General features: G+C 58.0%; 15 protein-coding genes and 1 pseudogene. 3 read left to right on the forward strand and 13 right to left on the reverse strand.

Translation table 11 applies throughout. From position 1 onward, the window contains the following. Positions 1-328 precede the first annotated feature (328 nt). Both AACH55_RS19870 and AACH55_RS19875 read right to left on the reverse strand, forming a co-directional pair. On the reverse strand, positions 329-1,345 hold the full coding sequence (locus AACH55_RS19870; protein ID WP_338716359.1) for a LysR family transcriptional regulator: 1,017 nt from the start codon (positions 1,343-1,345) through the stop codon (positions 329-331). Positions 1,346-1,422: 77 nt separating this feature from the next. Then, positions 1,423-3,327: an ABC transporter ATP-binding protein/permease gene (locus AACH55_RS19875; protein ID WP_338716360.1), complete on the reverse strand. Its 1,905-nt coding sequence runs from the start codon at positions 3,325-3,327 to the stop codon at positions 1,423-1,425. A 152-nt stretch (positions 3,328-3,479) separates the two neighbouring features. Between AACH55_RS19875 and AACH55_RS19880 the strand changes: the two genes are divergently transcribed. Further along, complete coding sequence (locus AACH55_RS19880; protein WP_338716361.1) at positions 3,480-3,914, forward strand: acyl-CoA thioesterase; 435 nt, start codon at positions 3,480-3,482, stop codon at positions 3,912-3,914. Positions 3,915-4,018: 104 nt separating this feature from the next. Further along, positions 4,019-4,969 (forward strand): 2-hydroxyacid dehydrogenase, encoded by a 951-nt coding sequence (locus AACH55_RS19885; protein WP_338716362.1) that lies wholly within the window; start codon positions 4,019-4,021, stop codon positions 4,967-4,969. A gap of 140 nt (positions 4,970-5,109) precedes the next feature. On the opposite strand, the gene AACH55_RS19890 is transcribed toward AACH55_RS19885, so the two are convergent. The 4 genes from AACH55_RS19890 to AACH55_RS19905 form a co-directional block, all read right to left on the reverse strand. Continuing rightward, positions 5,110-5,784, reverse strand: a complete 675-nt coding sequence (locus AACH55_RS19890) for a GAD-like domain-containing protein (RefSeq protein WP_338716363.1) — start codon at positions 5,782-5,784, stop codon at positions 5,110-5,112. 8 nt (positions 5,785-5,792) lie between these two features. Then, the gene (locus AACH55_RS19895) at positions 5,793-6,044 is read right to left on the reverse strand and encodes a GAD-like domain-containing protein (protein WP_338716364.1); all 252 of its coding nucleotides are present in this window, start codon (positions 6,042-6,044) and stop codon (positions 5,793-5,795) included. 90 nt (positions 6,045-6,134) lie between these two features. Then, positions 6,135-6,800 (reverse strand): GAD-like domain-containing protein, encoded by a 666-nt coding sequence (locus tag AACH55_RS19900; RefSeq protein ID WP_338716365.1) that lies wholly within the window; start codon positions 6,798-6,800, stop codon positions 6,135-6,137. An 89-nt stretch (positions 6,801-6,889) separates the two neighbouring features. Continuing rightward, positions 6,890-7,651, reverse strand: a complete 762-nt coding sequence (locus AACH55_RS19905) for a GAD-like domain-containing protein (protein ID WP_338716366.1) — start codon at positions 7,649-7,651, stop codon at positions 6,890-6,892. Here AACH55_RS19905 and AACH55_RS19910 point away from each other — a divergent pair. Further along, positions 7,585-8,372: pseudogene (locus AACH55_RS19910) on the forward strand (IS5 family transposase). The gene AACH55_RS19905 and the pseudogene AACH55_RS19910 overlap by 67 nt on opposite strands. Before the next feature lie 107 nt (positions 8,373-8,479). Here AACH55_RS19910 and AACH55_RS19915 read toward each other — a convergent pair. The 7 genes from AACH55_RS19915 to AACH55_RS19945 all read right to left on the reverse strand — a co-directional run bounded on the left by AACH55_RS19915 (position 8,480) and on the right by AACH55_RS19945 (position 14,701). After that, the gene (locus AACH55_RS19915) at positions 8,480-9,145 is read right to left on the reverse strand and encodes a GAD-like domain-containing protein (RefSeq protein ID WP_338716367.1); all 666 of its coding nucleotides are present in this window, start codon (positions 9,143-9,145) and stop codon (positions 8,480-8,482) included. Further along, a complete protein-coding gene (locus AACH55_RS19920) occupies positions 9,142-9,699 on the reverse strand; it encodes a polymorphic toxin type 15 domain-containing protein (protein ID WP_338716368.1) in 558 nt (185 codons plus the stop codon). The genes AACH55_RS19915 and AACH55_RS19920 overlap by 4 nt, the downstream gene beginning before the upstream one ends. Continuing rightward, positions 9,690-10,625 (reverse strand): DUF2169 domain-containing protein, encoded by a 936-nt coding sequence (locus tag AACH55_RS19925; protein ID WP_338716369.1) that lies wholly within the window; start codon positions 10,623-10,625, stop codon positions 9,690-9,692. The genes AACH55_RS19920 and AACH55_RS19925 overlap by 10 nt, the downstream gene beginning before the upstream one ends. Before the next feature lie 13 nt (positions 10,626-10,638). After that, positions 10,639-12,189 carry a type VI secretion system tip protein TssI/VgrG gene (gene tssI, locus AACH55_RS19930; protein WP_338720366.1) on the reverse strand — a complete coding sequence of 517 codons (1,551 nt, stop codon included), beginning with the start codon at positions 12,187-12,189 and terminating at the stop codon, positions 10,639-10,641. Then, a complete protein-coding gene (locus AACH55_RS19935; protein WP_338716370.1) occupies positions 12,180-12,431 on the reverse strand; it encodes a hypothetical protein in 252 nt (83 codons plus the stop codon). Before AACH55_RS19935 ends, tssI begins: the two co-directional genes overlap by 10 nt. After that, positions 12,428-12,673 (reverse strand): hypothetical protein, encoded by a 246-nt coding sequence (locus tag AACH55_RS19940; protein WP_338716371.1) that lies wholly within the window; start codon positions 12,671-12,673, stop codon positions 12,428-12,430. The genes AACH55_RS19935 and AACH55_RS19940 overlap by 4 nt, the downstream gene beginning before the upstream one ends. Before the next feature lie 327 nt (positions 12,674-13,000). Beyond that, the gene (locus AACH55_RS19945) at positions 13,001-14,701 is read right to left on the reverse strand and encodes a long-chain fatty acid--CoA ligase (RefSeq protein WP_338716372.1); all 1,701 of its coding nucleotides are present in this window, start codon (positions 14,699-14,701) and stop codon (positions 13,001-13,003) included. Positions 14,702-14,815 lie beyond the last annotated feature (114 nt).

Below are 14,815 nucleotides of genomic sequence, written 5' to 3' on the forward strand. Positions count from 1 at the left end.
GATGCAATCGCTCCTTTGGATAGCCGTGCTGTTCAAGACAAAAGGCCTGCAAATTCCGAAGTCCGCCAGGCATCTTACTCCGTCTGCATCAGCCTGCAGGACGCGCCGCAAAGGCGCGCACAAGGGCGGCGACGGAGGCGCGCCTGCCAGCGCGGCGCGGGGTGCGCCTGCTGGAAATTCGTGCCTGTCCGATTCAGCGCCGCCATCGTAGCCAGCCGCTCAAAACAAGGCTAATGCTTTGTGAGCATGCAATTATGCAGCGCTTGCATAACCTTTGGAATCCCTTTACCGATAAGGGATTGCGCCTTTTTCACCTGTTAATTTTCGATCAGGAATCGCGTTTTTCAGCATTACGCGGACTTTTTCCGCCAGCCGCCCTGGGACGCTCCCCGCGTTCGCTGCGCTCGGCCTTTTCTTGCCGCTGCGCATCCAGCTCCACCAGGTATTCCCACAGCCGCGCCACCAGCGCCTTGCCGGTGCGCTGTGCGGTGGGGCGCTCGCGATAGAGGCGGATTTCCATCTCCACTTCCCACTCCCCGGTGGGGCCATCGGTGCGCGCCAGCTGGCGGTTGCGCACTTCGCGCAGCACCGAGGATTCGGGCAGGAAGGCCACGCCATGACCTTCCAGCGCCATCATCTTGAGGCTTTCCGACATGTCGGTCTCGTAGTGCTTCATCAGGTGCAGCGGGCGCCTGGTATCGGCCATCATCAGCTCCACCATGCGGCCCAGATAGGCATTGCTGGTGTACGAGAGGAAGGGCACGGGCGTCCTGGCACTGCCCGGAAACACGTAGTCCGGCTTGCCGTTGCGGTCGCAGCGCGAATAAGGACGCAGGGTTTCGGTGCCCATGGTCAGCATGTCGTAGCGGCTGGCATCGAGCTGCACCGGCTGACGCGGATGGTGATAGCACAGCAGCAGGTCGCAGCCGCCTTCGACGATGGTCATCACGGCATCGTGGACGTTGAGGGCGATGAGGCGCGTATTGATGGGGCCGAAGCCTGATTCCAGCGCGCTCAACCACTTGGGCATATAGGTCAGCGAGAGCGTATGCGGCACCGCGAAGTCGATGGTGGTCTGCGCCGTGGGCCGTTTGCCGCGCAGTAGCGCCCGCGTATTGTTGATCTGGCCCAGCATGGCCACGGCCTGTTCGTAGAAGACTTCGCCGGCGGCGGTCAGGCGCGTGGGGTAGGAGGTGCGGTCGATCAGGTCGGTGCCCAGCCAGGCCTCCAGCGACTGGATGCGCCGCGAAAAAGCCGGTTGCGTCACATGCCGCAGCTCCGCCGAGCGACTGAAACTGCGCGTTTCCGCCAGAGAGACGAAATCCTCAAGCCATTTGCTTTCCATTGCCCGCCCACTTCCCGTTCTAGGTCGAATGGGCGAATTGTGCCGCTGCGCCCGCGCCGGCGCAAGCTGCGTGCGTGTCAGCGCCGCCCGGGGGGCATCAGCACGGTCGGCTCGGCCTGCGCCTGGGCATCGGCTGGGACGCCTTCGGGCTGCGGCACGAGCGAACCGTCCTCCTCCTCCGCACCCGCCTGCTGCCGCAACCACATCTGCGCATACAGGCCACCGGCCATCAGCAAGCCGGCGTGAGTGCCGCGCTCGACGATGCGGCCGTGGTCCATCACCAGAATCTGGTGGGCATTGACGATGGTGGACAGCCGGTGCGCAATGACCAGCGTGCTGCGCTCGCGGGCGATCTCTTCGAGCTGCTGCTGGATCGCCTGCTCGGCACGCGAATCGAGGGCCGAGGTGGCTTCGTCGAAGATCAGGATGGCCGGGTCTTTCAGCAGGGTGCGGGCAATCGCCACGCGCTGCTTTTCACCGCCCGACAATTTCAGTCCGCGCTCGCCCACCATGCTGGCGTAGCCCTCCGGAAGCGATTCGATGAAGTCGTGGATGTAGGCCGCCTTGGCCGCTGCCACGATCTGCTCGCGCGTGGCACCGGGCTTGCCGTAGGCGATGTTGTATTCGATGGTGTCGTTGAACAGCACCGTGTCCTGCGGCACGATGCCGATGGCCTGGCGCAGCGAGGCTTGCGTGACATTGCGCAGGTCCTGACCATCGATGCGGATGGCACCGCGGTCGACATCGTAGAAGCGATACAGCAGCCGCGAGAGCGTGGACTTGCCCGAGCCGCTGTGACCGACCACGGCCGTAGTGGTACCGGCCTGCACCTTGAAATCGACATCGAAGAGAATCTGGCGATTGCGTTCGTAGCTGAAATCGACGTGCTCGAAATGCAGCTCCGCGCCCTGCGTCTTCAAGGGTTGGGCACCGGGCCGGTCGGCCACTTCGCGGTTTTCTTCCAGCAGCGAGAACAGGCGTTCCATGTCGGCCAGGCTCTGCTTGATTTCGCGATAAAGCACACCCAGGAAGTTGAGCGGAATGTAGAGCTGGATCATGAAGGCATTGACCAGCACCATGTCGCCCAGCGTCATGCTGCCATCGATGACGCCGGCGATGGCGCGCCACAGGATGAGCGTGACGGCGATGGCGATGATGGCCGACTGTCCGGTGTTGAGCAGCGAGAGCGAACTCTGCGATTTGACGGCTGCGCGTTCATAGCGCTGCAGGCCTTCGTCATAGCGGCGCGCCTCGAATTCCTCGTTACCGAAATATTTCACCGTCTCGTAGTTGAGCAGCGAATCGATGGCGCGCGTGTTGGCATGCGAATCCAGCTCGTTCATGGTGCGGCGGAAATGCGTGCGCCACTCGGTCACCGTGATGGTGAAGAGGATGTAGAGCACCAGCGCACCGGCCGTGATGAGCGAGAACCAGATGTCGTAATGCGTGATGAGGTAGGCCAGCACCAGCGCGATCTCGATGATGGTCGGCAGGATCGAGAAGAGCGTATACGACACCAGCGAGGAGACCCCGCGCGTACCGCGCTCGATGTCGCGCGTCATGCCGCCGGTCTGGCGGTTCAGGTGGAAGCGCAGCGATAGCGCATGCAGATGGCGAAACACCTGCAGCGCGATGGTCCGTACCGCGCGTTGCGTGACGCGGGCAAACATCAGTTCGCGCAATTCGGTAAAGAGCGCCGTGGCCAGCCGCAGCGCGCCGTAGGCCACCAGCAGCCCCAGCGGCAACACCAGTAGTGCTTGCGGATGGGCGGGCGTAATGGTCATGGCATCGACCAGCTTTTTCAGCACCAGCGGCACGCCCACGTTGGCCAGCTTGGCCCCGACCAGAAAGGCCAGCGCCAGCATCACGCGCCACTTGTAGGTCCACAGATAGGGCAGCAGCGTGCGGACCACTTCCCAATCGCCACGCTGGCGTTTGACGGGGGCTTGGGGCGAGGACGAAGAATTGGGATAGCGGCGCATAAAGCGGATCACAGAAGAAGAAGGTCGGCACCACAAACCAGCAAGAGCACAACATCCGATACACTAGCCGCTTGCCGCGCTTGTGGGCGCAAAACCGAATTATAAGAGCCATCCCGGCGCGCCGCCGGACCTCACCTGCAAAGGAGCCTTCCATGTCAACCACCGTTCCCGAACTTCCACCGGGCAAGGCACCGCAACTGCGCGTCATGCCCATGCCGTCCGATGCCAATGTGTATGGCGACGTCTTCGGCGGCTGGATCATGGCCCAGGTCGACATCGCCGGTTCGCTGCCGGCCACGCGCCGCGCCAATGGCCGGGTGGCGACCATTGCGGTCAATTCCTTCCTGTTCAAGAACCCGGTCTTCGTGGGCGACCTGCTGTCCTTCTATGCCGATATCGTCAAGGTCGGCAATACCTCCATCACGGTCAACGTCGAAGTCTATGCCGAGCGCAATCGCCTGCAGACCGAGATCGTCAAGGTGACCGAAGCCACTCTCACTTACGTGGCTACCGATGAAAACCGCAAGCCGCGGCCGCTGCCGCCGCTGGATCCGGTGCGCGAAGCGGGGGCCAGCCCGGCGATCTGAGCGCCGCCCTTCCCCTCCTGCGGGCTTGAAAATTTTTCAGCCCGCAGGGTGCAGCGCAGACGTATGGTTATGCCTCCCTCACTGCCTTCCTCTTCATACTGCCCATGACATCCTCCAACCGCCCTGTCGTCCTCATCGTCGCCCGCCTGCCGCAGCACCTGCTGGACTTGCTGCAGCAGAACTTCACCTGCCACAACCTCATCCTCGATCCGCTCACCGATGAAGCGCTCGCTGCCATCGCGCCGCAGGTGCGCGGCATTGCCGCCAATGGCGAAGCCAAGGTCGGCCGCGAGTTCATGGCGCGCTTTCCGGCGCTGGAGATTGTCTCGGTGTTCGGGGTGGGCTATGACGGGGTGGATGTACCGGCTGCCCGCGAGCGCGGCATCCATGTAACCCACACGCCTGACGTGCTCACCGAGGATGTAGCCGACATGGCCATTGCCCTGATGCTGGCCGTGGCACGCAACGTGGTGCGGGCCGACCGCTTTGCCCGCAGCGGCGAATGGAAGAAGGGGCCCTTCCCCTTCACCACCAAGGTCAGCGGCGCGCGCCTGGGCATCGTCGGCCTGGGCCGCATCGGGCAAGCCATTGCGCAGCGCGCGGCGGCGTTCGACATGCAGATTGCGTATCACAACCGTTCGCGCAAGGATGTGCCCTACACCTATGTGGAAGACATCGTCTCGCTGGCGCGCGAAGTCGATTTCCTGGTGATGATCACGCCGGGTGGCGCGGGGACGCGGGCGCTTGTCAATGCCGAAGTGCTGGAAGCGCTGGGGCCCAAGGGCTTCCTCATCAATGTGGCGCGGGGTTCGGTGGTGGATGAAAAGGCGCTCATCGCGGCGCTGCAGGCTGGAACGATTGCCGGTGCGGGGCTGGACGTGTTCGAGAACGAACCGAACATTCCGGCCGAACTGGCCGCGCTGGAGAACGTGGTGCTGACGCCGCACATGGCCAGCGGCACGCTGGTCACCAGGACGGCCATGGCGGAACTGGCGTTCACCAATTTGCAGGCGCATTTTTCTGGCAAGCCGGTGGTGACGCCGGTGCCTGACTGAAGATTCATACAGGGGGAAAGCCGCTGCCGGAGGGGGTCACGGACAGCGGCTTTTTGCCGATGGGTTCAGGGAGGGCGGTTCAGTCCAAGGAGTCTTGTCCTGAGTCATTCCATACTTGGGTGATGACTTGGGGTGTGCTATCACTGCTGCGTGTCTGCCTCATCAAGCCACTCTTCAATGTCGATCCCCGAGAATGGGAATGTTGGCTCGCCGAACATGCGGAGCAGCGTCAGATGCACATTGGCCTTCACTTTCACCAGATTTTCGAGCAGGAAACTCCCGCCCAGGACGATGGCGGGCTGAAAACCATATATTTCATGCGGTTCAAGCGGACCTAGTTTGGACCGCGCACGTTCGAAGAGGGGCTGACCATCCTCGTCTTCCACATCACACTCATCTGGCTTAAGGAATGCGAATAGCGAACGAATCGAAGAATCCAAGTCTTCTTTGGATTTGGGCTTCAGTTCATTTTCGAAAGCAGAGACGCTATGGAGCACGCAGTTCATCGAAACGCTGCTGCCGGTCTTCTCACCGCAGACGTAAAGTTCGCCAAATGCAGACCTCGCAATGACATGGAAGACGTCAACCCCCTCCAATTCGGTGTCCGCGAGCCAGTCATCGACGAGACCTGCATAGTCATCAGGGTTAACTGTGCAAAAGAGCCCATTGGCATATTCGCACCAGCCTTCTTGCTCCCAGTATTTCAATAGCTGATCGGGTAGTTTGTTGCGCCATTTTTTCAGGCTTTTTGGCCGGTACCGGAGTGCGCTTGGTGGCCTCGCCAAATTTGCTTGAAAAATATTCGGAGTCTTCAACTCTCATCTCATTTCCTTGGTTTTATTCCTCTTAGAAAAATAAGGTGCTGCCACTCATCAACAAGGTCTTCATAGTCATCAGGATCAACCGTGCAAAAAAGACCATTCGCATATTCGCACCATCCTTCTCGCTCCCAGTATTTCAGTAACTGATCGGGCAGCTTATCGCGCCACTTTTCAATGCTTTCGGTGGGCACGGGCGATCGCTTGGTAGCCTCGCCAAAGTTGCTAATAAAATATTTGAAGTCTTCGTCTCTCATCTCAATATCTAAGTTTTACGCGTTCCAAACTTAGGTGGCATCAGCCTGCGGCTGGATGAATTTTTAGTCGTTCTGTCGTGACGGCATTTTTCAAGAGTTGAGCAGCTTATCAATATCGATCCCCGCGAGTGGCAATTCCGGCTCCGCGAGTTGGCGCAGAATAGTCAGGTGCACGTTAGCATTCACCTTGGCTAGGTTTTCGAGGCGCATTTTCCCTCCTAATACAATGGCTGGCTCGAATCCATAGATCTCATTTGATTCAAGCGGGCCAAGTTTGGATCTGGCACGTTCAAAGAGTGGCTGTCCATCGTCATCCTCCATGTCAAGTTGGACAGGCTTAATGAACGAGAAAAAACAACAGATCGAAAAGTCCAGCTCCTTCTTTGTTTTTTCTTTCAATTTATTCTGTAGAGCCGTGATCATATTCAGAGCTGCTGCAATCGTGACGCTGCGTCCCGTCTTCTCACCGAATAGATAGAGATCGCCAAATGCAGACCTTCCGATAACGTGGAATGCGTCAATTTCGTTCAATCCGGTGTCCGCTAACCACTGATCAACAATATCTTCGTAGTCATCAGGATCAACTGTACAAAAAAGTCCATTGACATATTCGCACCAGCCTTCTCGCTTCCAGTATTTCAGCAACTGATCTGGCAACTTACCGCGCCATTTTTCAAAGCTTGCCGCAGGTACATTGGCGCACTTGGTAGCCTCACCAAAATTACTAATAAAATATTCGAAGTCTTCGTCTCTCATCTCATTGCCTCAGCTTGATGCGCCCCAATCCGCAAGCGACTGCATCTACGAATGACTGAATGTTGAGTTGTTCGCTCATCGCTGTATGATCAAGAGTCGAGCAACTTATCGATATCGATCCCCGCGAGTGGCAATTCTGGCTCCGCGAATTGGCGCAGAATAGTCAGGTGCACATTGGCATTCACCTTGGCTAAATTTTCGAGGTGCATTTTTCCTCCTAGTACGATAGCGGGATCGAATCCATAGATTTCATGCGGTTCAAGTGGGCCCAGCTTGGACCTGGCGCGCTCGAAGAGCGGCTCTCCGCCCTCGTCCTTCATGTCAAACCGGGCCGAATCGCTAAAGGCAGAAAACGAGCGGATGGAAAAATCCTGGTCTTCCTTCGTTTTTTCCTTCAATTTGTCTTGTAGGGCAGTGACCATATTGAGGGGGCATACAATAGTGACGCTGCGCCCGGTTCTCTCACCACACAAATATAGCTCGCCAAATGCAGTCCTTGCGATCACATGAAAGGAGTCAATCTCATCCAATCCCGTATCGGCAAGCCATTCGTCAACGAGGTCTTCATAGTCATCAGGGTCGACTGTACAAAACAGACCATTTGCGTATTCGCACCATCCTTCTTCCTGCCAATATTTCAATAATTGATCGGGTAGCTTATCGCGCCATTTTTCAAGGCTTGCGGCGGGTACCGTCGAGCGTTTGGTAGCCTCGCCAATATTGCTAGAATTCATTTCATAAATAGGGTCTGTTAACTTTTTATCGTGCGTGTTAACTTCTTCGTATGGCACGAAGAGAAGAACTAACAGACGAACAATGGGCGATTCTGGAGCCGCTGATACCAGAAACACCTAGACGTGATGATGGGCGTGGACGCCCGGAATTGCACAGCAACCGCGCCGTCATGAACGGGATTCTCTGGGTGCTACGCACCGGTGCGGCCTGGTGTGATTTGCCAGATCGGTTCCCCTCTGGCACGACATGCTTCCGAAGATTTTCGCGCTGGGTCAAGAGTGGCGTGCTACGGCACATACTCGAAGCACTGGCGCAACACCTCGAAGAGGTTGGCCAAATCAATCTTTCCGAATGCTTTATTGACGGCACGTTTGTGTTGGCAAAAAAAGGGGCCCAAAGGTCGGAAAGACCAAGCGGGGCAAGGGTACGAAGCTCATGGTTATTGCAGACGCTACTGGTCTTCCACTCGGCGTGCACACGTCTTCTGCTAGCCCACATGAAGTCACCCTTGTCGAGGCTACCCTCGATGAGATTGTCACAGTGGGACGACCCGAACGAATTATTGGGGATCGCGCCTACGATAGTGATCCGCTCGATCAAAGACTTGCTGCCAAAGGCATTGAACTGATCGCACCACACAAGAGCAATCGAAAAAGAGCGGTCACTCAAGACGGCCGGGCGCTGCGCCGATACCGGCGCCGATGGAAGATCGAACGACTGTTTGCCTGGCTTAATGCCTTCAAGCGTGTACTTACCCGATGGGAGCGTTGCGCCGATCATTACACAGGCTTCGTTCATCTCGCTTTCTCCGTCATCCTCATGCGGCGCTATTTATGAAATGGGTTCTAATGAAATATTCGAAGTCTTCGTCGCTCATCTCAATGCCTTAGCTTGATTGATTCAAAAGCCAGGCGACCTATGCCTGCGTCTGGATGAAGCATGTTTCAAGAGTCGATTAACTTTTCAATATCGATCCCTGAGAATGGCAGTTCCGGGTCGGCGAATTGACGGAGAATCGTCAGGTGCACATTGGCATTCACTTTTGCCAAATTTTCGAGGAGAACTTTTCCGCCCAGTACGATGGCGGGCTCGAATCCATAGATTTCGTGCGGTTCAAGTGCGCCGAGTTTGGATCTGGCGCGTTCGAAGAGCGGCTGTCCGTTCTCGTCTTTGATGTCAAACCGCGCCGGATCGCTAAACGCAAAAAACGAGCGGATTGAAGAATCCAAATCTTCCTTAGTTTTTTCCTTCAATTCATTTTTTGGCGCAAAAACCATGTTGACGGCACAGTGAACTGTTGCACTGCGCCCGGTCTTCTCACCGAACAAATAGAGGTCGCCAAATGCAGACCTTGCAATCACGTGGAACGCATCAATCTCATCCAGTCCTGTGTCGGCAAGCCACTCATCAACGAGGTCTTCATAGTCATCAGGGTCAACTGTACAGAAGAGGCCATTCGAATATTCGCACCATCCTTCTTGCGCCCAGTATTTCAATAACTTATCTGGAAGTTTACCGCGCCATTTCTCAAGGCTTGCGGCGGGCACCGGAGAACTCTTGGTCGCCTCGCCAAAGATGCTAATAAAATATTTGAATCCTTCGTCTCTCATCTCATTCCCTTGCCACGGCAAGGCTCCAGTTTGACATTCATCTTTTGATTTCCACGACCGTTGTCAATCGCATGTTGGGCCTCACGATCCATCTCCTGCACCCTAGTCAGCGGCTTCTGCCCAGAACTCCGACTTCCAGGCGGCGTGTATGCCTGGTTCCAGCTTGCTCCAATTGACTTGTTCACGTCAGCGCGGCCAATACTCGTCGTTTTGTGTTGCGCCCAGCCTCCGGCAACCATATCTGGCTCATGTAATGCGGCCAATTTCTCCATCAATTTTTTCGCACGAGCATTGGCCTTCGGTCTTGCCTCTGCCTCGCTCATGCCCTGCTTACATAGGCTATCGGCAATACTTTCCGACATTTTATGACGTACATTTTCCCGTTGAATTTCTTGCGCCGCGCCAGCCGCCGGATTCCGATTCATTTTCTTAAACGCATTCCTAGCCATCGCGTATTCACTAGCAGTCAGACTGTTGATGGCCTCCTCTTGACGTCTAAGTTGCTCCGCCATTTCTTTCAAAAACGCCTTCTGCTCCTCCTTGCTCATCCGCATGAATTGTTTCTTATCATACGGATGGAAACAAGGCACTTTAAACTGCCGAGCCTTGACGGTGACGTCCTTCTTGGGCTTTTTGGGTGGTTGGGGGCCAGGTGCAGCTTCCTTGGCGACCTTATCCGGCTGGTTTTTGTCGCACGGAGATACCAATCCTCTGCGAAGCCAAGGCCTATCGGATTGTCTTCACACACCGCATGGGCGATGGCTTGCTGCGTGTCGCCGTCAGTCGCAGATTCAGGCAGCGGCTTGCGTTCTGGCAGTCGATGCTTTTTGTTCACACGTGTGGCCGCCGGCTCGGTTTCAAGAATCTTGTTCTCGCCCCCGTAGGCATATTCGTAACGCAGTGGCAGCGTCGTGATGGCTTGGGGCGTGCTCAGCTTCCATGCGGGAAGCGCGAACAGCGACAGCGCCCGGAGCAAGGCAGAACGCTTGCGCCATTCACGTGGGCCCGTGACAAGCAGCGTCTTGGAGAAAATGAGGGGGCCTTGCCTGGCCTGCTCCGTCAGGCGCACGCACTCTTGCCGCCACTGCGCCATGCGCTCGGGCGAAGCATGCTGCAAGGGATTCAAGCCATGAGGTTCAGGCGGCAACTCGGGCTCGACCGGTGCGCCGTTGATCTTGATGGCGACCTCGAACTGGCGGGCCGCGCGTCCCTGCGGCGCATGCGCGTCGGCAATGACGATGACGTCGGTATGCGGCTTGTACGGTGCCAGGTCCGATTCCTGCCTGACGCTGGAGCGGTTCAGTTCGCCGTAATACTCGTCGGAGGTGACCAGCGGTGTTTGCTCGGGTGCGAGCAAGAGCTGGCCGTCGGGCTGCAACTCAAAGGTGAGTCGCATGACGACGACGTGAAAGCGCTGGTCATGCTGGTCGAGCGCGTCGAACGCCATCGCCGGATAAGGCGTGAGGTTACGAAATTCCATGATCGCTGCCCGGTTAGTTGATATCGACGTCTTTGCCGGACAACTGCATCGGCCCGCTGGCCTCGATGCCGATCTCGGCACCGTTGATGGAGATCTTGCCGTCGGCCGTCATGCGCAAACTGGCCTTGCCCACCGAAATGGAAAGCTCCTCTCCCGCCGTGATCGACAGGGTCTTGCCGACCTTGGTGATCTGGTTGATGCCAACCACCGTCGCCATCACAGTGCCCACATTGAGGTTGTAGGCCAGGCCGACGTTTTCCATGCGGCCCATGCCGACGTTCTGCAGGTAGGCCATGCCGATGGTTTCAGTCTTCATCCGCGCGACATGGGTCGACCAGTTCTTGCCGATCTGGTCCTTGCGGTTCTTGCCGATGGTCTTGGTACGGTTGCTGCCGATGCTGATGGTTTCGTTGTTGTCGACCGTCTCGGTACGGTTGTTGTGGACCGTGATGGTCTCGTTGTTGTCGACGGTTTCGGTGCGGTCATGCCCGATGTGAGAGGTCTCGTCGTGATCGATGGTCTTGCGGCGATCGTGGCCGACCCATTTGTCTTCGTCGTGCTCGACCTCGGTCAGCTGGTCGCGCTCGGCGTGCAGCCACAACTGCTCCTGGCCCTTCCTGTCTTCGAAGCGCAGCGCATTGGCATTGTCGTAGCCGCCCTTGGGCGTTGACCTAGTCAGGATGCCGCTCTGGGTCTTGTTCGCCGGCAGCTCCCAGGCCGGCATGTTGGCGGCATTGGGCACCATGCCGGTGATGAGTCCGCGATCCGGATTGCCATCCAGGAATTGCACGATGACTTCACTACCGATACGGGGCACGAAGGTCGCGCCGAAGTTTGGCCCTGCCCAGGCGGTGGCCACGCGCAGCCATGCCGAACTTCTTTCATCGAACTCGCCGTCGCGGTCCCAATGAAATTGGACTTTGACCCGGCCATACTCATCCGTGTGGATTTCTTCGCCTTTGGGCCCGACGACTGTCGCCGTTTGCAGTCCATAGATTTTTGGCTCGACGCTGTTGAAGCCACGACCAGGACGCCACGGAATGCGCTTGCGGATGCACTTGACCTGGTTCTCGTAGTGGGGCGCAATGCCGTTGCTGACGTGGTAGTTGTTGCTGGCGCTGTGGCGCACTTCGATGATGAGGAATTCGCGCTCTTCCTTGCTGCCGCCGTCGAAGTGCCCGGTGAGGCGAAACCAGCGACCAGGGATCACGTTGCGGTTATTCCCTATGGCCTCGAAAAGCTTGCCCGCATGTTCGAATTCCTCCATGCGTTGCCCCGCCAGAAGCTCTCCGTCCTGACGATCCTTGAATCCATACGCTCCCGCGTATTCGTAGGACTCCTTGCGAAGAACCAGGCCTTGATGGTTGCGCGTGGGGACGTCGACGGTTTTTGGGCACGGGGATTTGAAATCGAAGGAGCTCAGGGCCACGCTGGCAGGCACGATGTGCCGCACACCTGACCATTCGTGAATGCCGTCTTCTTCCTGCGAGCCGGCGTGACGCTGGAATGCGATCTCTACACCGTCGATGGCCTCAGCCAGGGTGGAGTCGTCGCTCAGTACCAGCTTGTGACCGTTGGCCGTATGTTCATATAGATCGCCGCATCAATCGCACCCGTGATCACAGACAAGCCCGGAACAAAACTGGCAACGCCCAGCACCCCGTGCAGCCAAGGACTGGATTTTTGCCAAAACGTTTTCTCTGCGGTGGTCTCCGGTTTCAGCGCTGCGTTGGCTCCTCCGCCGTGCGGCTCTATGTGTGTTGCTGACCTCTCAGCCTGCTCGAGGATGACTCCTTTGGTCGTCATGGCAGCTTGTCACGCGTCATGTCGCACGGGAGGCAGGTCAGCTTTCCGGGTTCAGGTCTGGCGTTATCCGCCCGGAGCCAAAGATTGAGAGCGAAGTCGCGTGACCGCCCGTGGCTGGCGTCAAGCTTGTTGACGAGCAGTTCAGAAATGGGAGCGTCGTTGTGTGGGAAAGTGAGCCGCAGAATGCGGGCGTGTAGATAGTCTGAAAGCAGCCATTCCAGACCCTGGAGGGTTTTGCGCATGCAGGATTCCTGTGTTCATCAAGTTTCCCTCCCTGATGTAACACCGGCGCGCATTTTAATATTGCTCAATGGAAACGTGCAACTTCTGGATGACGATGGCGGGCGACTGCATGAATATTTCCCCAAAGGTGCGATGCCCATTCCGGCAAGGAGCCGGCCGACCCATCCAGAGAATCCGATCTGCCCAGGAAAATGACGACTCACCACCAGCCATGTCATGTGAGTCCAAACTGAAAAGGCCTGAGTCCGGTGCAATACCGGACTCAGGCCTTGATGCAGAAAACTGACTGACGAACTTAAGGAGATCAGATTACGGCAGCGCTCGCCTCACGCCGCCTGTTTCTGCTGCGCCTTCGCAGGATCATCCCGCAACTCCCGGCGCAGGATCTTGCCCACGTTGGTCTTGGGCAGTTCATCGCGGAACTCGATGTACTTCGGCTTCTTGTAGCCGGTAAACTGTTCCTTGCAGTAGGCCATCAGCTGCTCGGTCGTCAGCGACTTGTCCTTGCGCACCACGAAGAGTTTGACCGCTTCGCCGGTATGTTCATCAGGCACGCCTACACAGGCGCACTCCAGCACTGCCGGATGCTGCGCCACCACGCCTTCGATTTCATTGGGATAGACGTTGAAACCGGAGACCAGGATCATGTCCTTCTTGCGGTCGACGATCCTGGTATAGCCGCGCGCATCCATGATGCCGACGTCGCCGGTCTTGAAGAAGCCATCCGGCGTCATGACCTTGGCGGTCTCGTCCGGACGCTGCCAGTAACCCGGCATCACCTGCGGACCGCGAATGGCGATCTCGCCCGGCTGGCCCAACGGAACCGGATTGCCGTCGTCATCGAGGATGGCGATCTCGGTGGAGGACAACGGCAGGCCGATGGTGCCGGTGTATTCATCGATGGTGCAGGGGTTCGCGCTGGCGATGGGCGAGGTTTCCGACAAACCGTAGCCTTCGATGATGGGACAGCCGGTCAGCTTCTTCCACTTGTCGGCCACGCTCTTCTGCACTGCCATGCCCCCACCCACGCAGCAGCGATAGCCGGAGAAATCCAGCCTGGCAAAATCGGCGTTGTTGAGCAGCGCGTTGTAGAGCGTATTGACCGCCGGGAAGGTGTTGACCTTGTACTTGGCCAGTTCCTTGACGAAACCGGGGATGTCGCGCGGATTGGGGATCAGCAGGTTCAGCGCACCTTCGCGCGTGCCCAGCAGATTGCAGACGGTCAGCGCAAAGATGTGATACAGCGGCAGCGCACAGACGAACACCAGCTGGTCGATGGGCTTGCCGGCCTTCAGCGCCGGGTTCAGCCACGCTTCGGCCTGCAGCACGTTGGCAATCAGGTTGCGGTGGGTCAGCACGGCACCCTTGGCCACGCCCGTCGTGCCGCCGGTGTATTGCAGGAAAGCGAAATCATCCGGCGTCAGCAGCACCGGCTGCAAGGTCTTGCCCTCGCCCTGCGCGAGCGCTTGACTGAACGAGACGGCATGGGGAAGCGACCAGGCCGGCACCATCTTCTTGACGTGGCGCACCACCAGATTGACGATGGCGCCCTTGAGCGTGCCGAGCAGCTCGCCCATGCTGGCCACCACGATGTGCCTGACCTTGGTGTTGGCCACCACCTTCTGCAGTGTGCAGGCAAAGTTCTCCAGCACGAAGATGGCCTCGGCACCGGAATCCTTCAGCTGGTGCTCCAGCTCGCGGGCGGTGTAGAGCGGGTTGACGTTGACCACCGTATAGCCGGCCCGCAGGATGGCAGCGATGGCGATCGGATACTGCAGCACGTTGGGCATCATGATCGCCACGCGTGCGCCCTTCTGCAGGCCCAGCCCTTGCAGCCACGCCCCCATGGCGCGCGACATGGCATCCAGTTCGCGATAGCGGAGATACTTGCCCATGCAGACGTAGGCATTGCGGTCGGCATGCTTGACGAATGCTTCATCGATCATCTGCACCAGCGATCCGTAAGGGCTGGGGTCGATGTCAGCGGGAACGCCTGCGGGATACGATGCAAGCCAGAATCTGTCCATAGTGTGTCCTCTGTCTCCGGTCATAACGTGCGCTGGGGCTGGGCGGTGAGGCGATGCCACCGCGCTGGCGCGCACAGCAAAAAAGCACGACTGTTTTTTTATTTACCGCAGATG

Origin of the sequence: Herbaspirillum sp. DW155 (genome assembly GCF_037076565.1) — a bacterium.
In the GTDB taxonomy this organism is placed as follows: Bacteria; Pseudomonadota; Gammaproteobacteria; order Burkholderiales; family Burkholderiaceae_D; genus Herbaspirillum.

What these genes read in the sequence shown, in the direction of transcription:
- AACH55_RS19870 (WP_338716359.1), bottom strand. Translation starts at nt 1,345, where the DNA reads ATGGAAAGCAAATGGCTTGAGGATTTCGTCTCTCTGGCGGAAACGCGC.
- AACH55_RS19875 (WP_338716360.1), bottom strand. Translation starts at nt 3,327, where the DNA reads ATGCGCCGCTATCCCAATTCTTCGTCCTCGCCCCAAGCCCCCGTCAAA.
- AACH55_RS19880 (WP_338716361.1), top strand. Translation starts at nt 3,480, where the DNA reads ATGTCAACCACCGTTCCCGAACTTCCACCGGGCAAGGCACCGCAACTG.
- AACH55_RS19885 (WP_338716362.1), top strand. Translation starts at nt 4,019, where the DNA reads ATGACATCCTCCAACCGCCCTGTCGTCCTCATCGTCGCCCGCCTGCCG.
- AACH55_RS19895 (WP_338716364.1), bottom strand. Translation starts at nt 6,044, where the DNA reads ATGAGAGACGAAGACTTCAAATATTTTATTAGCAACTTTGGCGAGGCT.
- AACH55_RS19900 (WP_338716365.1), bottom strand. Translation starts at nt 6,800, where the DNA reads ATGAGAGACGAAGACTTCGAATATTTTATTAGTAATTTTGGTGAGGCT.
- AACH55_RS19915 (WP_338716367.1), bottom strand. Translation starts at nt 9,145, where the DNA reads ATGAGAGACGAAGGATTCAAATATTTTATTAGCATCTTTGGCGAGGCG.
- AACH55_RS19920 (WP_338716368.1), bottom strand. Translation starts at nt 9,699, where the DNA reads ATGCGGATGAGCAAGGAGGAGCAGAAGGCGTTTTTGAAAGAAATGGCG.
- AACH55_RS19925 (WP_338716369.1), bottom strand. Translation starts at nt 10,625, where the DNA reads ATGGAATTTCGTAACCTCACGCCTTATCCGGCGATGGCGTTCGACGCG.
- AACH55_RS19935 (WP_338716370.1), bottom strand. Translation starts at nt 12,431, where the DNA reads ATGACGACCAAAGGAGTCATCCTCGAGCAGGCTGAGAGGTCAGCAACA.
- AACH55_RS19940 (WP_338716371.1), bottom strand. Translation starts at nt 12,673, where the DNA reads ATGCGCAAAACCCTCCAGGGTCTGGAATGGCTGCTTTCAGACTATCTA.
- AACH55_RS19945 (WP_338716372.1), bottom strand. Translation starts at nt 14,701, where the DNA reads ATGGACAGATTCTGGCTTGCATCGTATCCCGCAGGCGTTCCCGCTGAC.